General features: G+C 36.5%; 19 protein-coding genes. 9 read left to right on the top strand and 10 right to left on the bottom strand.

The features are described from left to right. The first annotated feature begins 344 nt into the window (after positions 1 to 344). From RIV7116_RS19420 to RIV7116_RS19405, 5 genes are all read left to right on the top strand, one after another. Complete coding sequence (locus tag RIV7116_RS19420; RefSeq protein WP_015120016.1) at positions 345 to 722, top strand: hypothetical protein; 378 nt, start codon at positions 345 to 347, stop codon at positions 720 to 722. A 155-nt stretch (positions 723 to 877) separates the two neighbouring features. Continuing rightward, on the top strand, positions 878 to 1,105 hold the full coding sequence (locus tag RIV7116_RS35930; RefSeq protein WP_015120015.1) for a hypothetical protein: 228 nt from the start codon (positions 878 to 880) through the stop codon (positions 1,103 to 1,105). 374 nt (positions 1,106 to 1,479) lie between these two features. Beyond that, positions 1,480 to 1,986 carry a hypothetical protein gene (locus tag RIV7116_RS19415; RefSeq protein ID WP_015120014.1) on the top strand — a complete coding sequence of 169 codons (507 nt, stop codon included), beginning with the start codon at positions 1,480 to 1,482 and terminating at the stop codon, positions 1,984 to 1,986. Between the two features lie 262 nt (positions 1,987 to 2,248). Further along, a complete protein-coding gene (locus tag RIV7116_RS19410) occupies positions 2,249 to 2,539 on the top strand; it encodes a DUF3288 family protein (RefSeq protein ID WP_015120013.1) in 291 nt (96 codons plus the stop codon). Between the two features lie 416 nt (positions 2,540 to 2,955). Then, on the top strand, positions 2,956 to 3,873 hold the full coding sequence (locus RIV7116_RS19405; protein ID WP_015120012.1) for a PEP-CTERM sorting domain-containing protein: 918 nt from the start codon (positions 2,956 to 2,958) through the stop codon (positions 3,871 to 3,873). A 162-nt stretch (positions 3,874 to 4,035) separates the two neighbouring features. Here the strand turns inward: RIV7116_RS19405 and RIV7116_RS19400 are convergent, their stop codons facing one another. Together RIV7116_RS19400 and RIV7116_RS19395 are read right to left on the bottom strand one after the other, a co-directional pair. Beyond that, complete coding sequence (locus tag RIV7116_RS19400) at positions 4,036 to 5,478, bottom strand: MlaD family protein (RefSeq protein WP_015120011.1); 1,443 nt, start codon at positions 5,476 to 5,478, stop codon at positions 4,036 to 4,038. Positions 5,479 to 5,649: 171 nt separating this feature from the next. Beyond that, positions 5,650 to 6,462: an ABC transporter ATP-binding protein gene (locus RIV7116_RS19395; RefSeq protein WP_015120010.1), complete on the bottom strand. Its 813-nt coding sequence runs from the start codon at positions 6,460 to 6,462 to the stop codon at positions 5,650 to 5,652. 143 nt (positions 6,463 to 6,605) lie between these two features. Between RIV7116_RS19395 and RIV7116_RS19390 the strand changes: the two genes are divergently transcribed. Beyond that, positions 6,606 to 8,126, top strand: coding sequence for an NAD(P)/FAD-dependent oxidoreductase (locus tag RIV7116_RS19390; RefSeq protein ID WP_015120009.1), 1,521 nt, complete (start codon positions 6,606 to 6,608; stop codon positions 8,124 to 8,126). Between the two features lie 98 nt (positions 8,127 to 8,224). Here RIV7116_RS19390 and RIV7116_RS19385 read toward each other — a convergent pair whose 3' ends face one another. The 5 genes from RIV7116_RS19385 to RIV7116_RS19365 form a co-directional block, all read right to left on the bottom strand. Then, positions 8,225 to 9,340, bottom strand: a complete 1,116-nt coding sequence (locus RIV7116_RS19385) for a hypothetical protein (RefSeq protein WP_015120008.1) — start codon at positions 9,338 to 9,340, stop codon at positions 8,225 to 8,227. 580 nt (positions 9,341 to 9,920) lie between these two features. Continuing rightward, the gene (locus RIV7116_RS19380) at positions 9,921 to 11,192 is read right to left on the bottom strand and encodes a dihydroorotase (RefSeq protein ID WP_015120007.1); all 1,272 of its coding nucleotides are present in this window, start codon (positions 11,190 to 11,192) and stop codon (positions 9,921 to 9,923) included. Positions 11,193 to 11,494: 302 nt separating this feature from the next. Further along, entirely contained in the window at positions 11,495 to 12,856 is a 1,362-nt protein-coding gene (cobC, locus tag RIV7116_RS19375) for an alpha-ribazole phosphatase (RefSeq protein ID WP_015120006.1), read from the bottom strand. 641 nt (positions 12,857 to 13,497) lie between these two features. Continuing rightward, on the bottom strand, positions 13,498 to 13,869 hold the full coding sequence (locus RIV7116_RS19370) for a hypothetical protein (RefSeq protein WP_015120004.1): 372 nt from the start codon (positions 13,867 to 13,869) through the stop codon (positions 13,498 to 13,500). Between the two features lie 421 nt (positions 13,870 to 14,290). After that, positions 14,291 to 16,096, bottom strand: coding sequence for a GAF domain-containing sensor histidine kinase (locus RIV7116_RS19365; RefSeq protein ID WP_015120003.1), 1,806 nt, complete (start codon positions 16,094 to 16,096; stop codon positions 14,291 to 14,293). A gap of 261 nt (positions 16,097 to 16,357) precedes the next feature. Here RIV7116_RS19365 and RIV7116_RS19360 point away from each other — a divergent pair, with 261 nt between their 5' ends. Continuing rightward, the gene (locus RIV7116_RS19360; RefSeq protein ID WP_015120002.1) at positions 16,358 to 16,957 is read left to right on the top strand and encodes a pentapeptide repeat-containing protein; all 600 of its coding nucleotides are present in this window, start codon (positions 16,358 to 16,360) and stop codon (positions 16,955 to 16,957) included. 71 nt (positions 16,958 to 17,028) lie between these two features. Beyond that, complete coding sequence (locus RIV7116_RS19355; protein ID WP_157229302.1) at positions 17,029 to 17,838, top strand: hypothetical protein; 810 nt, start codon at positions 17,029 to 17,031, stop codon at positions 17,836 to 17,838. Between the two features lie 183 nt (positions 17,839 to 18,021). On the opposite strand, the gene RIV7116_RS19350 is transcribed toward RIV7116_RS19355, so the two are convergent. The 3 genes from RIV7116_RS19350 to RIV7116_RS19340 form a co-directional block, all read right to left on the bottom strand. After that, a complete protein-coding gene (locus RIV7116_RS19350; RefSeq protein ID WP_015120000.1) occupies positions 18,022 to 19,236 on the bottom strand; it encodes a DUF790 family protein in 1,215 nt (404 codons plus the stop codon). Between the two features lie 210 nt (positions 19,237 to 19,446). Continuing rightward, complete coding sequence (locus RIV7116_RS19345) at positions 19,447 to 19,704, bottom strand: hypothetical protein (protein ID WP_015119999.1); 258 nt, start codon at positions 19,702 to 19,704, stop codon at positions 19,447 to 19,449. 83 nt (positions 19,705 to 19,787) lie between these two features. Then, the gene (locus tag RIV7116_RS19340; protein WP_015119998.1) at positions 19,788 to 21,320 is read right to left on the bottom strand and encodes a DEAD/DEAH box helicase; all 1,533 of its coding nucleotides are present in this window, start codon (positions 21,318 to 21,320) and stop codon (positions 19,788 to 19,790) included. Between the two features lie 910 nt (positions 21,321 to 22,230). Between RIV7116_RS19340 and RIV7116_RS19330 the strand changes: the two genes are divergently transcribed. Continuing rightward, positions 22,231 to 24,078 (top strand): tetratricopeptide repeat protein, encoded by a 1,848-nt coding sequence (locus RIV7116_RS19330; protein ID WP_015119996.1) that lies wholly within the window; start codon positions 22,231 to 22,233, stop codon positions 24,076 to 24,078. Positions 24,079 to 24,252: the final 174 nt, after the last annotated feature.

Genomic DNA, 24,252 nt, shown 5'->3' with positions numbered 1-24,252 from the left:
TTGAATTAAGATAATATTAATACTGAAAGCCATATACATAGGTAGTTTCAGGTATTTTAATGCTAGCAGAGAATTATAGATGAAGCGAAACAAGACTTAACTCTGCTAATCGTGTATCTAGGTAAGTATCTATCTAAAGGTGTATATAGCATTAACAACAAAAATCACATATATCCCAAAAAAGTATCAAAGGCTACTTTTTTATCAAATATTATGTATGTAAAATTTACACAACAATCAAATTTACATTTATAATAGGTACAAATAATGATTCTCTAAAAGTTGAGTGAATACCTGAATCGAGGCAGCGATAAAAAATGGCTATTCTCACGGAGAACTAAAACATGACCTTCCCACAATTGCAGGAATTCTTAGAAACAGCGCAGCCAATGAGGATGTATCTGCGGATAGGAGACAAATCTGGCAAAAAAGCAACAGTAACACAGCAATCAAACTCATCAAATACATTGGTACTACCAGTGGTGTTTTCTCATATGAGTTTTCTATTGATTCAAGCTCTATGTGAAACAGGGCACGGTGAATTTCGTATTAGCAGCGAAAAGAAAAACCACGAACTGGCAGTTTATTTAGGTAGCCATATCTGCTACCGCTACTTATTAAAACCGCAACAGATAGAACCAATTCAGAATGCTTATCATCAAGTAACGAACACTTGGAATCAATGGCATCTGTCCGATTTGTCTGAAAAGTTTATCAAGTAATCAAAAATCGCAAATAAAAAATTAAACTTGGCTATCGATAAACAGGAAGTTTACGAGCCGGTGAAGTATTGTCATGCTTCCCGGCTTTTTTGTTAGCTACATTTCAGATTAGATATTTTCTTCTTCCCAACTCAAACAATCAGGAGTACCTTGAAATGACTACTAATAAATTTAGTCCTCTATTCAGATTAATTTTAAAAGCTCTTAAATATTTCATGTTCATCGTATTAGGCTTTACATTCGCCGCTTGTTTATCCGGGATTCTCGGCACTTCTCATATAGCTATCAGCTTATTTCCCCTAGTATTTGAATGTATTTGGCGTTCTGGAATCGTTCTAATTGGCTTGGCTGGAGCGTCTGTAGTTATTGAATCCTTTCGGTGAGTCATGAATTGCAAAGTCCCATCTCGGACAAAGTGCGTTCAAACTAGTAAATTACACTTCCATGAATAGCTGGAAGCAAAGCCTTAAAAGCTCGTTTATAGGCTCAAGTTAGAAACAAGGACAACTAAAATAGAACATCTATTACAATGCGGGCATCCTTGCCCGCTTTATATGGCGTTTTTGAGGTAATTCAAAATGTATGGATTCACTGGGTTCATACATCTAAAATTATTAAGAAATGTAATGAATAAACCTGGGTGAAAGACTATTTTTTCGTAAAAAGACCATTGTTTTGTAAAGGATAGTTGAGATTAGTAGTCAAAATAACTTTTTATGTTTCACACTAAAAATATAACGAAGCAATTATTTTTTTCATGAATACCATTTCCACTTCCAGCGTAGAATTTAAGCGTCCAGTTTGGCTAAATGTTGTTATTTTAACTTTGGGTTTCTGGCTTAGTGCCAGTGTCATTTTAGATTGGGTAATTATGCCTAGTCTTTATGTTTCTGGAATGATGACTCAATCAAGTTTTGCATCTGCTGGCTATACAATTTTCTGGAGTTTTAACCGCGTTGAATTGTTGTGTGCGGGATTAGTATTAACTGGAGTCTTAGCTTCTAGTCAAATTAATTTAAACTGGCAAAAAAAGATTATTTTTGGTGCAAATCTATTAGTCGCCATCGCTTTTGTTGATACTTATCTTTTAACTCCAGAAATGTCCGCGATTGGATTGCAGTTAAATTGGTTTGCAGCAATTAACGAAATTCCCGCGAATATGAATTTATTGCATGGTGGTTACTGGTTGCTAGAAGTCTCAAAATTAGTAGTTGGCGGTACTTTGTTTACTTGGTGTTGGAAGCAGTTAACAGTCAACAGTTAATATTTACCAGCTAGAAATCTTTTTCATATTTAGGATTAGATATTAAATATTATTTACTCAGCTTGATTTTTCGGGCTGAGTGTTGTTTTTTTGGCGATAACTTGTTCCTTGTCTCCGGCAAGGAATACAGTATTGGAGGCTCCGCCTCCTGTTATATAAGAGGCAGAGCCTCAAGAAAATGGCATTCCAAGTCAGAGACTTGGAACGAGCCGCCACTGGAAACTACTAACCACTAACTACTAACTACTAACTACTAATTGCAATGAGCGAACAAAATAAAGAACAACAGCATCCGCAATACAATCGCGATCGCCCTTTACTAGAAAGTTTATTGGTAGGGGAAGCGAGCGATGTCAATTTGGCAGAATTAGCCAGATTACGAATTCGCTATCATAATTTTCCCGGTGCTTTTGATATTCAACAGGGTTTGGATGAGGTGCTGCAAAAATGGGGAATTACAGAAGACGAGCTTTTTGAGAAAACCCGAGCAATTCACGCCGTTGGTGGAATTTACCGCACTAAAGGGAAGAAGGAAGAACAGGATTGGAATTAATTCAGCGACTAACAAATAGTGACACAAAGGAAGAAGCATAGACTGTATTCTTCTTTTTTTTGCCCAGATTTACCGAAAAGATACAAGATTTTCTTTTGTTTATCCTTAAATTAATTCCGACAATTTAAATTACCGATAAAGTTAAGACCCTGCGTAGATGAATATCTAACTTCTTCGTTAATATCTATATAAACGCTTTACGATGTATTTATATTAATAGTAAAAATTGTATTGTTTCAGTATGTAAACCTTGGTAATTACTGATAAAAAATACATTTTTATTCTTTGAGATTTTTTTTGAATAATTCAGTACATTTCCTCTAATATTTTGCCTTAGATGCAGCGCACAATTTGAATATCAACTCGAAAGAGAAGATTGAGAAAACAAGCAATAATTAAGAGAAGGGATTTTGATCGTGTTGAAGAAACTATTTACTATCGCTGCTGCATCTACTATTGCTACTGTTGCTTATGCTAATGCGGCTCAAGCTGCTGGTTTTAACAGTATTACAATAGGTGATAAAGATGGTTTCGGGTATGGAACAGGAGTAGATTACCAAGGAGCTTATGGTGGTGATGCAAATATTGATGGGAGAGGTGTATTAGGAGTAGGCGATTTATTGCCAGATTTAAATAAAGATGAAACATTAGCTAAAGGAAGTGGAGATGATTTCGATAACCGCTCCGGTATGGAAAAGGGTAATAGTTTAATTACCGGAAGTGGATTTGTGGATAATGGGAGTAGTGGCTCGAAATTTACTGATATCTCTTTATCAACGACTTTTATTAAAACAAAGAAATATAATGATAACGGTAGAATAAAGAACAACTATAATCTAGAAAAAAAAGGATTTACTCAAGAAGAAGTAAAGGATAGTAAAGTACCTCTCCCTGGCTTCAATTTTGATTTTTCTGTAGCTAAAGGTGACATCATAAAAGATACTACTATGTATTTCAACATGTTGTTTGGTGACTATGATGTTAAAGATGCAAAGGTTGAATTTACTAACGCAGATGGAGATACAATTACAAAACAATTAACAAAACAGAAAAATAATAAAGGACAGGATGGTTTGATTCAAGCAGCCTATGTTGAACTGAATTTTGCTGAGATATTTTCTGAAAATGCTAATGGTGATTTTGATGGTTATCTCGAAGCTAAAATCATCGCACCTGACGAACCATACTTAGCATTTGATTATGCTGAACTAAGTACGGATAAGGTTTCATTTGTACAAGCTCAAAGTGTTCCGGAACCAACAGCGATACTAGGATTTATAGCTTTTGGAGCATATGGTGCTGGTTCTGCGTTAAAACGTAAGAAAAAGTCATAGAGAGCAGAACGCAATTAGGAAAGCAAAGCATAAATTTTTGCAAAAAATAAATTTAATTTAATTTAATAAACTAAACCCTGCTAATTGATGTAATTGGCAGGGTTTAGTTTAGAGAGGCTTAGTCAAAGACTGTAGGATTAAAACTTCTACTCCCTCTTCTCACTATCGTGTCTTCTGATATTCCCGAAGTTGCTTCAAAAGTTCTTCTTGAGATGAGGAATTGGGCTGTAGGTTTTTGGTTTGGTTAGTTTTTGGCTGGCTTTTTAAATTCTGAGATGAAGAACTAAATCTAAATGGTTGTTTTCTAGTTGGTGTTGATGTTTGAATTTTTGATTTGTCTAAATTAGCTTTTACCGTATCGAGGGTGGCAGCAAATTTAACTTGCTGTTCCATTTGCTCGGTGGAAGAAACTAAACCACTTAAACCGTTGACTAATTCGCGGAGATTTTGCCTAAATTTTGGATCTCCCGTCAAATCATCTAAATCTGATGTAATTTTCTGGGTATTCTCAAAGGTGACTCTAGCAGAATCTAATGTTTGTTGGAGTACTAATAAATTATTAGGATCGTTAAGTGTTTTGGTAACGTCTCGTAAATTAGTGGAAGCTTCGGCTGCATTTGCTGAAAGTGTTTCCAGGTTCTCAAGCAGCTGCCCTTTGGTAAATTTATTCAGGCTGGGAGATAAACTATTTAAAGTCGTTCTTAACTGAGAACTAGTTGCGGTGATGTCGTTTAATGCACCAACTAGTGAAGAACGATTTGTAGTGACTAAATTATCAATATTATCTAATAATCTATTTGCTCTATTAGCTGTAGAACTAATTTCAGTTGCAGTACCGCTAAATTTTTCTGCTGTATTACTAAACTGTCTTGCTGTAGCGTTTAATTGTTCGGCTGTGCCGCCAAATTGGTTGATGGTTTGGTCGGTAGATACACTGACTCTATTTGCAGCAGTCGCTACAGTATCGGCGGCGGAAGCAAAGGTTTTTAATTGTTGTTGAGTAGCTTTAGTCAAAGAAGAGACATCGCGAGTTAATTGAGCTACTTGTGCTGCTGCTAGGGATGTATTTTTTAAAGCTTGGTTAACATTTTCGTAGACATCAGGTCGGCTGTAAACTTCTGATAGACGGCTGCTGTAGCGAATTAGTTGGTCAACGCTGATACCGATTTCGCCTCTTAGACGTGAGCCATCGCAGACAATAATAGTAGGATCGCATCCTTCATCTTGAGGTCCGGCATCTACATTTTCGCGGGAGACAATTCTTTCTGGTGTAATTTCAACAATGCTTTCGCTAATTAATCCTGACTGGTTGGCTTCAATTTTGACATCACGAGGGATAACTAAATCGGGTTTGCTGATATCAAGTTCTACTTGTACACCATTCACGCCAGCTTTAATATCGGCAATGTTGCCTACCTTAACACCGCGATATTGTACAACAGCGCCTTTTTGCATTCCACCAGCGTCCTTAAACTCTACGATGAAGCTATAGGTACGACCAGCAGCATTGATTCTGTTCAGCCAAAGGAAAATAACTCCAAAGACTCCCAAACCCAATAAAATTAATAATCCCACAGAACCTTCTCTTACCAATCGCGATCGCATTGTTCACCTCCCATAGAATTAGAATTTAAATTTGTAAATAGATATTTATACATTTTCTTATCGTTTTTGAAAATAAGTTTTTGCTTAGATTTGTACTTAAATTTGTGCTTAATCGTAATCGCGATGATACTCTTTTAAATATTTGATGTACCAGATTTGAGATCCCAGATTTTATGTACCGGCAATTTTGATTGGGCCATCAACACTTCCACTCATAAATTGTCTAATAGAAGAATTATCTGTGGTGTCAACTTCGCCAACTTTTCCAGACCACTGCACTTTACCTTGATAAAGAAACACAACTCTGTCAGAAGTACGACGAATTGTACTGTGTTGGTGAGTAACGATAGCGTAGCTGCCACAAATTTCATTTGTATATTGTAATTGCCGAATCAAATCTTCGATAATTGTCGAAGCTATTGGATCTAATCCGGCTGTAGGCTCATCGTAAAGCAAAATTTCTGGTGTTTCCTCGGGTTTTTCTGGATTAGACATAATAGCACGGGCAAAACTTACCCGCTTCCTCATTCCTCCAGAAAGTTCTGCGGGAAATCTATCTCCGACACCAGGTAAACCCACCATTTCTAATTTTTCCTCAACCAAATCTCGAATCCTTTTTTTAGGAAGGTCAGAATGCTGGTACAGTAAAAATCCAACATTTTCATCTACTGTTAGGGAATCAAACAAAGCAGCTTGCTGAAACACCATACCAATTCCCACTGCATCCGCACCATCTTCTATCAAACCTTCTCTTAGTTTGCCTTGCACGTAAATTTCTCCTTCATCGGGAGCAGTCAACCCAGCAATGATTCTTAAGATGGTAGATTTACCAGTACCGCTAGGACCAATTATTCCTAATGAATCTCCCCGGTGAATTGTAAAATCTACCTCATCTAAAATTTTATTGCTACCAAACGACTTAGAAACACCTTTTAATTCAATCAGCGGTTGTTCTAATGGTTTGTCTAGTGGTTGTTCTTTCATTACGACCATAGTACGGGTAAATAGTAGATAGTGGTTAGCAGATAGTGGATAGTGTTTAATAGATAGTGGTTAAAAGTTGCCTTACAACTAAAAACCACCAAACATTCAACTAGCAACTAACAACTAACAACTGAGAACTAACAGTGAAAAATTTTGATGTCATAGTCATTGGTAGTGGAATCGGGGGTTTAACTGCTGCTGCGTTGCTCAGTCGATACGGTAAGCGGGTAATTGTCTGCGAAAGTCATACAGTAGCGGGTGGTGCTGCCCATAACTTCCGACGACAAGGATTTGAATTTGATTCTGGACCTTCATTCTATTGTGGACTGAGTGACGCTAGAAGTTTGAATCCTGTAAAACAAGTTCTAGATATTTTAGAAGAATCTCTCCAAACTGTACCTTATGACCCCCTCGGACACTATCATTTTCCTGAAGGTAGTTTTGCAGTTTACCGTAATTACCAGCGCTATCGGGAAGAGGTGGCTCAAGTTACACCCCAAGGTGCAAGGGAATTAGCTGAATTTGAAAAGCGTTTGTTACCGCTCTACGATGCTATGAAGGGTATTCCCACTTTGGCTTTGCGGGGTGATTGGCAGATAATTCCGATTTTACTAGGACGTTATTTACCGTCTTTATGGAAAATGCTTCCCAATTTACCTTTGGTGCAAAGTTCCGTAGGGAAGGTAATGGATAGCACTGTCAAAGATGCTTGGGTAAGAAGGTTAATTGACTTGGAATGCTTTTTGCTTTCGGGTTTAAAAGCTAGCGGTACTATTGCTCCGGAAGTCGCTTTTATGTTAGGGGAGCGTTCTAATACTGCAATTGAATATCCTTTAGGAGGTAGCGGTGCAATTATAGATGCTTTAGTAAAAGGTTTGAAAAAATGGGGTGGAGAATTACGTTTGGGGTGTCATGTAGAGCAAATTATCGTCGAAAATAATCAAGCTACCGGCGTGCGTTTATTTTCTAAGGGTAAACAAGAAGTTATCAAAGCTCCCGTGGTAATTTCCAATGCCACAATTTGGGATACTTACACGCTTTTGCTACTTCCCCAAGATTTACCAGCATCTTACCGTCAAACGGCTTTGAATACTCCTGCTGTAGAAAGCTTTATGCATTTACATTTGGGTTTTCGTGGTGAAGGTTTAGAAAATTTGACGGGACATCATGTTGTCGTTCACGATTCTCAAAAGGATATTACGGTACCGGGAAACACCTGCATGATATCGATTCCTACTGTCTGGGATAGTTCTTTAGCGCCAAAAAATCATCATGTAGTTCACGCTTATACTTTGGAACCTTATATGGGATGGAAAAAAAATCAAGGTTACGAAGAGAAGAAGAAGCAAAAAGCCCAAACTTTATATCGAGCTATAGAAAAAGTAATTCCGGATATCAGAGAGCGTGCAGTTTTGGAACTTATCGGCACACCATTAACTCACGCCGGTTATTTAAGAAGATATCAAGGAACTTACGGACCAGCAATTGCTGCGGGTAAGGGAATGTTTCCCAACCAAAATACACCAATCAAAGGATTGTACCGCGTTGGGGATAGTACAATGCCGGGAATTGGAGTTCCTGCCGTTGCTGCTAGCGGTATTTTATGTGCGAATTCTTTGGTGAAACCTTCCCAAGTGATGGAGTTGGTGGAATTGTTGGATTAACTTCCAGCCTCTACCTCAAGTGTATTAAGAGGCAGAGCCTCTAATCATGTGTTCCCAGGCTGAGCCTAGGAACAAGAAAGAAACAAGAAATAACAAATTTATCTCAGCTTAAAGGTATCTAAAGTTTGCTGAAGTATTTTGACTTTATCTTGGAGATCGATGATAGTTCGATTTTTGCTGCTTAACTCGATCTTATCGCTGGCTTGTTGCTGTTTCAACAAACTTATCTGAGTTTGGAGTTTTGTTGATTCTTGCTTCAACTGCTGTATTTTGCTTGCCAAGCTTGTCACTTCGCTGCTTTTTGCATTAACCAGTTGCAAATTACTATCTCGTTGACTTTGAAGCTGACTTTTAAATCCTTGAGCTTGAGTTTGAAGTTGTTTTGTTTTAGTTTGAAGTTTTTCAGACTTTGTTTGCAACTCCCTTATTCTTTCTCGGAGTCTTTCAATCGTTTCGTCTTTCCAGTTTAATTGTTGCTCCTTACTGTTTTTTTCTCGTTCCAACTTTTCTTGTTGACTTTGATTTTCTTGAGAGTTTTGTTCAAGCAGCTTCACTTTTTCTTCAAGTCGTTCTACAGCAGTATACTTTTCTGGCGCTAGCTGCTCAATTTGAAAAGTAACGTTTCTATCTTTAGAAAACTCAATAATTTTAATTCTATAGTTGTGAATTCCTTCGTATTTATAAGAATCGCCAATTTTTCCTGATTTAATCATTAGCGGTTCGTAATCATCCGTACCAATCATTGCATCAACACTGTTACCATAATTTTCGCCCCTTACAGCAATTGATAACCCTTTAGGATCGGTAAGATACTCTAATTTTTCTGGTCTAATCGTAAGAGTTTTGAATGGGGAATTTAATTTCTGCTGAGATTGAGAAGCTGTTTCAATTTGTTTATCTTGCGACTGGAATAAGCTAATACCAGAAATCATGATAGCAGGAATAATCAGTACAATTGAAGCAAGCAAGCCTTTTTGTACTTGTTCTTTAATCCGATTCTGCATTATCTGCCTTTGGGTTCGCTTTTCTTCTCGCTTTCTCTCAATATTTTTGATTGCTTTTTGAATAATGGCTGGAGAAATATTGGCTTCTAAACAAGCTTGTTCTAAATCGGCAAAGGAATAACCTTTATTAGCTTCAGCATGTAATCTTGTTGCTTCAGCCATTACCTCTGCTGCCATATCATCAGGGATGCGGTAATCAAAATTATTCATATCTCTTCGTGTTAAAGGATAGTATTTAGTTGTAGATAATAGTTGTTTTGTATTCTAAGTACACATATCAATATAATATTAATATGTTCAAAATTCGTCAATAATATTTAACTATTAAAAATAGCATAATAAATATTTTTCATCATAATAAGTCAAAGAGAAAAAATAAAATTAATAGATTACTTTAAATACATTTCATAGTTAAACCGCGCGGTTTGGCTTGATTCAATTTAATAACGATATCAGGAGAATTCATGCTTGTTGAATAATATAGTAACGATATTATCACATCCACCAAAAGAAGGGGAATACAGAAAACTGAAATTTAATTTAATTTGTTTTATTCTCTTTCTAAAGATAGAAGTGGTATTCAACTGACTTCATTGAATCTGTTAATTAACAAATATTTCTATTCAGTATTTCGAGAAATTACGATTTTGATTTTGCTCCAGATTTAGTTAAAGTTTATGAAAATAAGCCTTATTTAGCTGCTAAAGCAATGGAAAAGATAGATTAGTTTTTTCTAAGTTAATGAAAAATGTGAAGAAGCCCGGTTTTTTAGAAAAATCGGGTTTTTTAACTAACACCAAACCCCGACAACTTTCCCTTTCAATTCTTCTCCCAACCAGAAAGTATTACTCGATAAACTATGTAAATTCTTGCTCTCGACTTTCCAAATTTCCTGGGGATTAAATAAAGTTAACTCGGCTTTTTCACCTGCTGCAATTTGACTCGGGCTTTGTTTTAAACATTCTGCGGGATTTGTAGAAAGCGCTTTCCACAATTCTAAAGCTGTAAATTCACCGGTTTCTACTAAATTCTGCCACAACAAAGGTAATGCTAATTCCAAACCGATGGCTCCTGGAGGTGCTTGAGCAAAGGCTACGGTTTTTTCTTCGTAGGTAAATGGCGAATGATCCACCGCTACAGCGTCTAAAATTCCTTCTTTGACTCCCCGACGCAATGCCATCATATCTTCTGGATTGCCCAAAGGTGGTTCTAAACGTAAGCCCGTGTGATAACTTTTAACTGATGAGGTATCTAACAAAAGATGCATCCAAGTAGTGCTGGCTGTGATGGGTAAACCTTTGGCTTTAGCATTTTCGATTAATTCTACACTTCTAGCAGTAGAAACCCGCATTATATGAGTCGGTGTAAAAGTACTAGCAACTAACTCAAGTAAAGCAGCAATTGCAGAAGTCTCCGAAGCCGGTGGGTTTCCCGGCAAACCCCACTGAATCGAATTCGCACCTTCTCGCATGATGCCATCGGCGGAAATATTGCGATCGCAACACCAAAAAGCAGCGGTTTTACGTAAAGGTTGCAAATATTCCAGCACTCGACGCACTAAAGCTAAATTATTCAAAGCATCACCATCAGCGAAGCCAATAATTCCGGCATTTTTTAAATCTGCCAATTCCGTCATTTTTTCCCCTTTAACATCTTTGGTAATTGCACCCCAGATATTAAGTAAAGGCAGACAGGAGGAATTTGAATTTGCTTGTTGATAAAGCTGCTTTAACTGTGCGACAACTGCGGGATTATCAATACTCGGAGATGTATCGGGTAAAATAGTAACACGAGTAAAACCACCGGCAGCAGCAGCTTTTAAAAGAGATGTAAAAGTTTCTCTTTCTTCAAAACCTGGTTCCCCAGAATGACTGTATAAATCAACTAATCCAGTTCCCAAAACTAAAGATTTACAATCGCGAATAGAAGTATTATTTGGTATTTCAGAAATTTTATCGCCAACAGATTTAATATAACCATCTTCAATCAACACATCAGCAACTAAATCGGTATTAGTTACAGGATTTATCACCCTGACTTTTTGCAGCAATTCGGTTGTCATCTTATTAGTTGTTAGCTGTTAGTTGTTAGTTGTTAGTTGTTAGTTGTTATTATCAGTAAATAATTAGATTCGTAGGTTGGGTTAAGCGAAGCGCAACCCAACACGGATGTTGGGTTTTACTCCGTTCAACCCAACCTACAAATACCATTGTATTACTTTGTGCAGCAATTCGGTTGTCATCTTATCAGTTATCAGTTAACAGTTAGCAGTGAGTATAATTGGTAATTCGTGAGTTTTTTAACCTTTTACCAATTACCCATTACCCATTACCAATTACCAATGCCCCATGCCTAATTCCCAAATTACAAAGCTCCCCTTACCGTTTCATCTAAAACGCTTTCTGTCAAATAAGAAGTAAGATTAATTCCTTGGAGTACGGGAAAACTATCTAAACCTTTAGGATAATCAATGACATTTAAACAACAGTTACTTTGACGGAAATTCCAAAAATGTTTTGCAGATAAACCCAAAATATGACAAAGTAAAATTTGATTGGTGCCTCCATGAGCCACTATCAATATAGTGTTTAATTTTTCTGTTAATGCTGCTTTAATAATTGACTCGTAAACTTCAACTGTCCGCTGCCAAACTTGCTGAAAGTTTTCTCCCATAGGCATCTGAAATTGTTCTGGATTTTCGTACCAGCGTTGTAATTCTCCGGGAAATTCTTGGTTAATTTCTGTTGCCGATTTGCCTTCCCAAGCTCCATGAATTATTTCTTTAAATTCATCGTTTAAATCTAAATTAACGTTTTGATGCTGCTGTAAAATAATTTCTGCGGTTTCCTTGGCACGTAACAAAGAACTACTAAATACTTTATCAATAGAAATATCTTTGAGAAACTGGGCTACCTTCTCAGACTGGAATTTACCATTTTCATTCAGTGAAATATCAACTTGTCCTTGATATCTACTTTCTTGATTCCAATCAGTCTCGCCATGACGAACTAATAATAATCTTATGCCTCGATGATTTGGACGCAACGAAGGTAAAGTCTCGCCCATATGCTGGATTTGATTGAATGATTCAATAGTAACTTTATCTTCGTCTAAGTTACCAGTACCGACAAAATTAAGTACGTTGATGCAACAATTAGATTGTTGGATGTGCTGCATGTAAGCAGGAGAAATATCAATTGCTGTTTGAATTAAACATCTATTAATGCAGCTATGAGCAACAACAAGAATAGTTTGATTTTGATGTTTGGGTAAAATTTCTTGCCAAAATTCTTTTGCTTGTTCGTACAATGCCAGAATCGGGAAAAATTCGACGGTTGTTTCACCATCTTTTACAAGCATCCGCAATTTATCGGGGCTTTCTTTCCAAATTTTATGTTCTTCGGGAAACTGCTCTTGCACTTCTGTAGCAAGCATTCCTTCCCACAAAGGTAAATGAATTTCCTTGATTTTATGATTCTTTTGCAGAGCGGGGGTATTATCTAAATTAGCTTTGATTTCGTGATGAATAATTTCTGCGGTTTGTTTCGCTCTTTTGAGGGGACTGCAATAAATGGCATCAAATGAAATATTTTTGAGAGCCTTACCTACTTTTACCGCATCACTACAACCTTTTTCCGTTAATACTGATTCGTCTAAATGTCCCTGAATGCGCCTAACAATATTGTAAGTGCTTTGACCGTGACGTACTATAATTACTCGTGTCAAAATTCCCCTCCTTTCTTTCAAGAAATAATTTTACTTGAAAGTGGGTCGGAATTGGTAATTGGGCATGGATAATGGAAAATATAGTAATTATTATTGTTTATTTAAGTAAAAGTTTTTTCAATTTTATTTAGTTGTATTCTGGAATTTAGATCAAATACCCGATTATTTGATAACTCTAAATGAGTTCTGTTGTAAAAAATTTACTAATTAAACAAGGTTAGCTAAATTAAAAATATAAAAACCCGTTTGCACGAGTTTTAAAGCTATTAATCAAATTAAAAAGTTTACCTGAGAACAATACAGTTTTTCAATCATATAAATAGATTTTTAGGCGTTGCTGATTACAAGTATGATTTTGCCCCACCCCCCCCCATTCTGGGAAAGAAAGATAATTTAAAGTCGCCCAAAACTGGGGGATTTAGGGGGGAGCATCCCGATGCCGGAACAAACATTTTACCTGTTAGCCCACGAAGGTGGGCTTTGTAATATTAGCCCCAGACTTATAGTCTGCGGGCTTTTTGCCGCCATTGGGATGCTCCCATTTAGCGGGCTTTACTAAAACTAGAAACATAAATTTATACTTCAATTCAACAACGCCGATTTTTAGATTACGCTTGATACCATCTATCGGCATAATCTTTTCATTTCAAATTCTTCCGGTTATCGGTATTAGTCAAATCAAACTGTACCTGGAATCCGTCATTACCATTAAGGCTTTCTTCCCCAGGCTCTAAATAAACGGGTGTATTGTTTATTTGCACTTGTTCCCTGGTTCTGCGATAATTAAGATTACTATTTTTTACAACACCAGGATTCACTCTAGAAGGCTGATTGATAAAAAAGATGGGGAAATCTTGGTTTGCCGTTCTTTCATCAATTCCCATTAATGAATCACCAGATAAACTATAGCCTTTGCCATCTACATTTCTAGAAGACTGTGCGCTGACAGGGTTGGCTATATTTGCGACAACTGCTACTAATCCTAAAGCAGCTAAATACTTAATTCTTAACATTCTTATCCACACTCCCTTATATGTCTGCGATAATTAACTTATAAAATATGAATCTGTAATTATTATATTATGCGACACTATACCAAAAAGCCTTAGTCGATACACGTATCTTTCATTGTGATTATTTACTTTTAGATTGAAAATTCAAATTTGTTAGGGATTGTTAATTTAATTTGATATTTATAAACTATTACTTCAATTAAATTAGTAAAAGTTCAACAAACGTTAACTTTTTTTTTGACCTTTTACTGATATTTCAAGTTTTCATTTTAGGGTATAGACACAAGTACTATCTATACGGCTTTGAGGGCTTTGAATAATTTAGCTCCTAGTTTAAAGCCCGCTCTAAATTGGATTTAAAGTCTTCTGTATACACCATAACCTATAAGGAGAGATGTCTAATGCACAACAGCTTTACGTCCTAAATTTTTGATTCAAAGTTATCAATTGCAAATTGAATGGTAAAAGTGGTTTGACTATCTCGGCTATCTAGCTTGACAGTTGCATTTAAAAGTTTTACAAGCTTTTTGACTAAAGCTAATCCAATACCGCTTCCCCCATGCTTCCAAGGATCGTGAGATGGAATACGATAAAATTTTTCAAAAATGGATTCTTGTTCTTCTAAGGGGATTTCTATTCCCGAATTTCTAATACTTAAATAAATTTTATCGTCTTTTTCCTCAGCAGTTACGGTAATTGTTTCGTTTTCTGGAGTATATTTACAGGCATTTGTTAGTAGTTCGTTAATTACTCTTTCTAAAAGAGTAGTATCGGATTGCAAGGAAGATATATCTTTAGCAATGTTTACTACTAACTGTTGCTGTTGTCTTCGAGCTTGTTCCTTGAAAGGTTCTACTATTTTAATAATAAATTCTTTTATATCAATAATTTCAGGAATTAATGTCGCATTTTGGGCATCAAGATAACACAATGTCAGTAAATCATTTACTGATTTATTTTGCTGCTGACAAGAACCTTTGAATATTTGAAAAACGCGCTGAAATTGTTCTGACTTAATCCCCTGTATTCCTTGAGTTTTAATTAGTTTTTCTAAAGTTTGAGAAGCGAGCAAAATACTAGTCATGGGGGTGCGTAGCTCGTGAGAAATGGTTTTGAGAAAGTCGTCTTTGAGAGTATTGAGTTTTTCTAATTCCTTAACTTGAGCTTGCGATTTCTCGTAAAGCCGAGCTTGACGTATTGCAATGGCGCATTGATTCGCAACTTGTTCAACTAAACGAATTTCTAATTCATCGAATACTTCTTCTTTGAGCCTCAGCAGCCAAATATTTCCTAAAATACCTTTATCATCAAAAATTGGACATATTAATCGAGTAATTTGTCCTTTGGAAGGATTTAGCAAAGGAATTCTTTCTACAAACTGTAGAGATTTTTTCTGTAATAACTGTTGGTATTCCGGAAAATCTGCGACTTGCCTAGTTGCTTCGTGAGAGATATGGTTTTTTGTTGTATATTCGTAAACTATAGTCGCCGAGCTATGAGAATTATCGTAAAGTTCAATTTTGCAGCACTCGATATGCAAAACTTCTTCTAATTCTTGGGTTACTTTCTGCAATATCTGAGTTTCATCCAAACTATCTCTAACATTCTGAGTAATTCGCGTTATTAAAGCTTCAAACTTAACTGCTTGCTCTAATTTAGCTGTACGATTTTTAACTTTACGCTCCAAATAAGAATTAATACTTTGAACTTGCTGATAAAGTTCGGCTTGTTGAACTGCTATTCCTACATGATTTGCTAGTAACTTGAGCAATTCTATTTCTGATGAATCCCATTGACGAGGAGATTTACAGTGTTGAGCGATTAAAAGCCCCCATAATTTTTCTTCTGCAATAATAGGGACAACTAAATTAGCTTTAACATCAAAATTTGCCAATAAATCCTGGTAGCACGAAGGTAATTGAGCAGTTTCAACATTATCTATAACTCGAATTACCCCTTGCTGATATTTTTCAATATGCTTTTTTGTCAGACAGGGATCTTTAATTTTGGAACCAATAACAGCTTGATAGGGAGGAATCACTGATTCAGCAACCATAAGTCCACTCCAATCAGGCTCAAAGCGGTAAACTAGCACCCTATCTGTTTGCAGAAATAATCTAACTTCCTCTACAGTTTGGTTGATTATAGAATCCAAATCCAACGATTGCCGAATCCGCAGGGCGATCGCTGCTAACAACCTTTCCCGCTCAGCCTGAAATACAGACATTTTATTGTGGGTTACTGAGATGAGTTCAGACAAAAATTACTTTATCCACAATCTATTACTATAATTTATTTTGAAAAATTAATATTTTCTTTACTATCTTAACATTTATCTTAATAACAATCCCCATTAACAAGAAATTAGATTCAGATAAATCATTAACAAATGCTTAACTAAGCATTTGTGCTTAAAAACTCATGTTAAGTTTTATTAACGTAAACAAAGAAGTCGCTGTTCTCAAAATAGTGTAAGCAGTCAGAGGTGATGATAAAAGAGGAAATTTTAAGACGGTATCTGTGTGGAGAAAGAGATTTCAGTAAACTCGATTTGTCACGGGTAATTTTTTGTCAAGAAAATCTACCGCATATTAATTTTTCTCAATGTACATTAACTCAAGCCAATCTGCAAAATATCAATCTTAGTAAAGCATTATTGATTGAAACAGATTTAACAGAAGCTTGTTTAGAAGAAGCGATTTTACATGGGGCTTTCATGCAGCTAGCTAATTTGAGTCAAGCAGTCTTATCTAAAGCAGATTTGAGAGAAGTTAATTTGGGCGAAGCACTGCTATATCAAGCTTCATTGAGGAAAGCCCAGTTATATAGAGCAAACTTAACCCAGGCTATTTTAAAGAGAGCATTTATGAGAGAAGCAAATCTGAGTCAAGCAAATCTCTCGCAAGCTAATTTAGGGCAAGTCAATTTGAGTCACGCACAATTGATGGGAGCAAATTTACAAGGAGCAAATTTACAAGGAGCTTTCTTGGTAGAAGCAAATTTAGAAGGAGCAAATTTAGAAGGAGCAAATTTGAATCGAGCTATTTTGACTGGGGCTATTATGCCGGATGGGAGTGTTTATAGTTAGATTGGGAATTGGTGATTGGGGATTGGGTAAAATAGGCTCAATTATTCAATCTTATGGATGCAAATTTTATTATGGATAAAAAGCAGAAAGAAAAACTTTTTAAAGAGGTTACAGATTGTTTTATTGGACAAAAGGCAACTTTATTTGCTTATACTCCTAGTCTTGGAGGAGATTTATATATTTCTCTTGAAAAAGGAGGTAGATATTTCCTGATTAAGTTTATGGCAACAAGGTATTTTAAAATCTGTCAAGAATGGAATTTTGCGGGTTTAAAAATAGAATTACAACCAAAAAATGAAAGTCTTAGTGACCTTCGTTATTATAGAATATATGACCGACATTATTTAGAGGTTAGTTGTCTCTACTTTTGGGTTTTTGAAATTTTAGAAGGTGAAGATGTAGTAAATGCTTGCATAAATCGCGAGAATGGAGGCTTACACTTCGCGATAACACGCCCTGAAAAGTTTAAATTTGCTAATCTTATCAAAAATAAGCCTACAAGAAATATTACAGATGATTTTCCTAAATTAACTGGAGCCGGAGCAGATTTATATCGCTATGATAGATGGGATAAATTATTATTGTTGGATATTGACGGGAATAAAAAACAAGATCGACTATTTTTAGTTTGTCATAACTGCGAGTTGGTTGAATATGATGGCTATATACATTTGGATAAAGTACAGATAATCAAAGACGCGAAAATTATCATTCTGAAAGAACCTTCATCCAAGTTTCTATTAAGATGTACGTCAGTTGGAATATGGAATGATGATAAATATAAATCATACGATTCAGAATTGGACAGAAATTTACTTGATAAAACAGATAAAAGATATGGTGTCAGAAAACCGATAATGTCTGTTGAAGAAATACCTTAAATCGGTAATATAATGACTTTCACTTCCAGCGAATACAGATTAACCTCACCCCTTCCCCTCTCCTTATTAAGGAGATGGGTATACAAAGAACGGTGTAAGTTTTAAAGTGTATTAGACTCAACTTCAAATCGCAAAAACAAATGAATTTTCCAATTACCCATTACCAATTACCCATTACCAAAATTAATCTAAAACAGCTAAAACCTGCTTCGGCAATAATTTATCTTTAAACCAAACAATTTTTGCGGGAACATTGTCTAATTTGACTCCGGCTTTATCTAAATTCAAACGCTCGGAAATTGCTAAGATTAAATCGTTGCGCTCTGCTCTTCTAACCTGGTAAAATTTCTTTTGTAAATATTCTGGTCGCCAATATCCAACTATTTCCAATAAATAGGTTCTACCATCGGGATGAACTAAGCGAAAATCGGGAATCATGACGCTACCGGGAATAGGGATTAAATCAACTTCACGCTCTAATATCCATTTGGTTTTTGCGGAATTCCATTTATCAACAAAAGACGCTTCGAGCATACTATCGTATTCTTTCCCTGGTGGATAGTGAGACACTAAACCGCATTCGGAATTTAGCGTAAAACGTCCGGTTTTCCAATTACCAGAATAGAAATCTTTTACTTGTAGAGTTGCTGCTAAACTCCATTTTGTGACGTGAAGTAAAGCCGGAATTAATTTAGCGATCGCGAGTCCATATCTCGTACTAGGATTAAATAAACTCGTGGGACCATCAACAGTAATTGTAAACCCGTGGTCGGCATCTCCTTCGATATAAGACATTAATTGAAATAACTTAAGATAGCGAAACAAAATCTTATATTCACCGGGAGTATTGCGGTGGGCGTTAATAATTAATTGACTGGCTTTATAGAAAATACCTTGAACTTGAGAAAGATTATATCTATGTAATAAAGCTTCTGGTGTCGGAGCATCAAAAACCGTTAAAATTTTATTTTCGGTTAAGTCAGCATACAAACCTTTACTAACTTGTTCCGGTAAAACTTCTTTATCAAGTTCGTGAGTCAATTCATCAGCTACTTTTTTTAAAGTAAACTTAGCAGTATCGCGACTAGCAACCGATTTTGCAGCACTTGCAAACACCTTTTCTCTTAACATCGGAGGTTCTAAAGGGCTTACCACTTCAAAAGTAGAAAAACTGCTTTTAAGAATATGAGCCAAACCCCGTTTTATTTTATAATCCGTATTATCTCCTTCCATTTCCGAAAGCTGACGCTCAAGTTCACCGTATCGTTGGTTAACGGCTTTTTTATAGCAGGCAATTAAATCAACCGCTAACTTTAAATGGAACTTGTCAATATTCAACCGCTTCGGAATAATTTGTTCGCCATTTTGACGAAACATTAGTAAATCAGTTGGCAGCATTTTCAGTTAACAGTGAACAGTGAACAGTGAACAGTGAATATAGCGGTTTTCAGTTAAGTTCAACATACTCAAAACCTCACCCTGGTTCCCTCTCCTTAATAAGGAGAGGGATGTCCGTCAGGACAGGGTGAGGTATAATTTGTATTCTACTCAAGTGAAATTCGCTATAGTTAACAGTTATCAATTGAAAATAGGGCATTGGGCATTTACTCAAATTTCAAAGTCTGCCTCTTCAATCATTTCCAATGCATAAAAAAGTGCGGCATCCGCATCGGTAAGGGTAGTAGTACTACCATCTTTTGTCAGATGCCTATTGATAACTCTCCAAGCTTCTGGATGAGTCTTCCTAAACTTTTGTAATGCATCGAAAACTAAGCGTAAATCCCGATGTAACTCTTGTTTCTTGTTCATGATGTAATTGGTAATTGGTAATTGGTAATTGGTAATTGGTAATTGGGCATTGGGCATTGGGAATGGGGAATGGGGTAATGTGATGATCATTTTTATTTTCTTCCTCCCTCCCTCCCTCACTCCCTCACTCTCTCACTCCCTTACTCCTCATCATCCCAAATATTCATCTGCTTTGGGGACTTCCGAGTTTTATATTTACTATCAGACTTATTCTCGGCAGCTTTGTAACTGTTTCCTCCACCGTTTCCATACATAACCCGTACATTATCGGTACCATCTCTGCGCTCTCTGCGTCTCTGCGGTTTCTCAACTCCTCTGCGTCTTTCTGATGTCCTTTCTTCGCTGGTGTTTTCCGCAATTACTTCGTATAAAATAGCGTGCTTGTTCTTAACATTACCCTTCCGCAAAACTCTTCCCAACCTTTGAATATATTCCCGCGCCGAACCTGTTCCCGATAAGATAATGGCAATGCTCGCTGCCGGTACGTCTACACCTTCATTCAATACGTGAGAAGCAACTAAGGATTTATATTCGCCTTCTTTAAATAAGGTAAGTATTGCATGTCTTTCTTTCACCGGGGTTTGATGGGTAATTGCCGGAATCAAAAACTCTTGAGAAATTCGGTAAACCGTAGTGTTATCGGCGGTAAAAATTAAAACTCTTTCTGGATAATGCTTTGCTAATAAATCCGCCAATATTCTAATTTTTCCATCGGTGCCCAAGGCAATCTCTTTTGCTTCACGATGGGCTAACATCGCACGTCTTCCAGATTGAGACTTAGCGCTCATCTGCACAAATCTTTGCCAACCTTGGATACTTCCCAAAGATATTTTCGAGTCTTTCAAAAAAGTATTGCGGGTTTGCATCAATTCGCTGTACCTTTCCCGCTCTTGCTGCGATAATTTGACTTTGATTTGAACTATTTCATGTTCGGCTAAAGCTTTCCCCGCCAAATCTTCGGCTCTTTTACGATATACTTCTCTACCAATTAAATAATTTAAATCCGAGTGCTTGCCGTCGGTACGCTCCGGCGTTGCAGAAAGCCCTAATCGATAAGGCGCGATCGCAAATTCGGCAATTACTTTATTAAAATCGGTTGGTAAATGATGACACTCATCAAAAATTATCAGCGCGTATTGATTTCCTAATGTTTCTGCATGAATTGCCGCACTATCATAAGTAGCAACTAGTATAGGAGTTCTATCCTTAGAGCCACCACCGAGCAAACCTACCTGTACGTCGGGAAAAGCGGCTTCTAAATGAGCGTACCATTGATGCATTAAATCTAAAGTTGGTACGACAATCAAAGTTGTACGAGGCGTAGATTCCATAGCAAGCTGAGCCAGATAAGTCTTCCCGGCTGCCGTAGGAAGCACTACAACCCCCTGTCTTTTCGCCAACTTCCAAGCCTTTAAAGCTTCGCTTTGATGGGCATAAGGTTCCATTACCAAACCTGGAATCATTTCTACAGGATAAAATTCCTTAGCCTCATCAACAAAATCAGTATTTTCAGCTTGCAAAGCTTCCACCAAACGACGGTATTCAATCGCTTTGATGCGGAATTTTTCCACTCTATCATCCCACGTTGCAAAATCCATCCATGCCCTACCTTTTGGTGGTGGATGCAAAATTAAAGTACCGCGATTAAATGTTAACTTTGGGATACGAGCCATTTAGAGTTTACCCAACTCTTTGATATTTTTACTAATAACCCATAACGGTGCATAATTGACCACCAAAATTAAAATTAAACTTAGAAAATACGGGATTTTTTCAGAGTAATTACAGTTAAAGTTAATCGCTAAGGTTGATTATTTGACCGTTACAAAAATCAATATACTGAAAACTATTTAGATACTCTGGGATTTGGTAATGGGTAATTGGGAATAGGGAATTGGGCATTGGGCATGGGGCATTGGGAATAGCTTACGAAGTGATGTGGTGATGATTTTTTATTTTCTTCCTCCCTCACTCCCTCACTCCCTCTTCCCCCTCTTCCCCCATCATGTATGGGATAGACTATTCCTATCTCACTTATCAGATTACCTATTTTTTTAAGCTCTTTGCTCTGCGCTCTCTCTCTTGAACAGTTGTACTCTGCGAGAAAGCTTTGCTTACATGGGGAGCAACTCCGTTGTGGAGGTTCCCAAGTCATTACTTTTTGAACTTTCAGATTTGAGAATAAAATATTTGTAGCTGCAATTTTTCCCAAATCGTAGAAAATATCAAATAAATCATCATGAGAAATCCGATTTTTCATAAAAACCGGATATCTGATGTTTTACAAATTATTGAGCAAAATATTAATGTGTTAGTATAAGTAGTAACGCATTAACAGCTAACAATTTGATGCATTACTCTACTATTGTTGCGAATAACACAATATATTTAGTTTAACACTTCATTACATATAAAAACGTACCAAATCGAGAACATCAGCTAAAGCCATACTGGTAAACGATTAAAAGAATCAAAGCCGAGAAATCTAAAAACTAGAAAATTAATAATCTTTTCTTTATTGTCTAAACAAACTCCCCAGTACAATTAGAATAATAAACCTTCTTCATTATAATAGTTACTAAAGTGTCTGAATCTTTGTCATTACGGGATAAATATCTAGCCTTAATTAATGAAATTGTCCAAGCTACCTTAAAGGGTAAAATTAGCTCTCAAGGACAAGTGTATCAAATGCTGCTCAAAGGCGTTACTGTCGGAACTGGAGAAGTATTTGAGTTAGTTTTAAGCGAAAATTTAGAATCTACTCAGCAACAAGTGGATGCTCAAACTGATGAATTTAAGAAGGCAAAGGCTACCCGTAGTTTAAGGGCATTAAAAACGATTCAAACGCAATGGAAGCAAGTAGAGGAACAAAATAAAGCTACAGAATCAATTTTATCTGCTGCCAGAGAAATTACCACAGCACCAGAAAACGAACGTCTGACGATATTTTTGCGAGTTACCGATCCAAATCGTAAACATCCTTTAAACCAAAAACAACTCCAGCAATTAGCAAAGTCGTTACAGAAAAACGCCGAGACTTTTAAATTAGATTATTTAACAGAATTTGCTCAAGGAATTACTAGGGGAATTAGTTCTTGGGGGAAATTGCAACAGCATTTGATTAGCTGGATGTACGAACAAAATCGGGCATCAATCGGATTTGGTGGAATACCGGGAGAAAATGGTCCCTGGGCGACTTGGGGAAAACAAGTTGATGGAGAATTTAGCAAAGGTTTATTTAATACTTTAGCTAAGCAGGAATCTCCCGTAGAATTTGCTCAAAATCACCGCAGTACTGGTTTAAGCGATTGGGTTGAATTAACTTTGAGCTTGCAATATTTGCAGCGGGGATTAGTTAATTGGTTCGATCAACAAGCTTATAATGTCAAAGCAGGCTCTAATTTATCAATTTCAACTTTTTTAACTTTTTCGGTTATTTGGAGTCAGTTAGGAAACGGTTTTGGTGCCGATACTTCTTATGGTAGTGCGGCTTGGCAGATAGTGTTACAAATACTGCGAAATTTTTCACAAAGACCGTATTTCCCTTTATATGGAGGCATCTTCGCTTCTTTTTCAGGTAATTATTTAAAAGATGCACTTTCCTATTTAGATGAGCCTTTACAAAGAGTAGAAGGAACTCAGGAAAAGGCGAGAATTTTAACAATTTTGGGTTATTCTCAAAGAGCATTAGGGCAATATGAAAGTTCGGTTAAATTTCACCAACAAGCTTTAGCAATTGCCCGCAATGCAGAAGATAGAGCCTGTGAAATTGCCAACTTAAATCACTTGAGTCGTACTTATGTAGAGTTGAAGAATTATACTGAAGCTATCAATAATTCTCAACGAGCATTAATATTCAGCAGACAAGCAGGAGATAAAATTTCTGAAGCCAATGCTTTAGCGAATTTGGGTTATAGCGAAGTAATGCAGGCTCAAGAATCGGAAGCAGAAGCAGAATCCTATGAAATGGCGATAAATTATCTCAAACAAGGTTTGAATTTATCGGAAAAACTGGGTGATTTGCAAAGCAAGGGATTATGTTTAAGTAGTTTGGGAGTAGCTTATATAGTTACCGAGCAAGCTTCAGAAGCTATCAAACATTTAGAAGAAGGTTTTAAGACAGCGCAAACTTCCGGTGATTTGTATTTACAAGGTTTAAATTTAGCTAATTTAGCAGAAGCCAATTATAGTTTAGCCAATTTTGAAAGAGCAACTTATACAGCCTCATTAGGAATGTATATACTCAATCAAATAGCTTCAAAAGAATGGCACAAGCCAGCAAAGTTATTATCAATCTTGCAAAATCAACTGGGAGAAGAAGGTTTTAAACAATCCTTGGGAAAAAATCGTCCTAAAATTATTTCTTTTATCGGTGTGGATGGATATGATTATATACCGGAGTTGATTGAAGAGTATCGGAGGAATAATTAATTGGGTATTGGTAATTGGTAATTGGTAGTTGGTAGTTGGTAATTGATTTTGTAGGGTGTGTTACGACATCGAAAACACTTGATATAAACAACTATTTGGAAGAGTCGTAACGCGCCATTTGATTTATATAAAAACTCAAAGTTGTTAAAAGGTAAAATACTTGTCTTATAGAAG

The organism is Rivularia sp. PCC 7116 (assembly GCF_000316665.1).
In the GTDB taxonomy this organism is placed as follows: domain Bacteria; phylum Cyanobacteriota; class Cyanobacteriia; order Cyanobacteriales; family Nostocaceae; genus Rivularia.
This window is presented reverse-complemented; position numbering and strand designations above follow the sequence as displayed.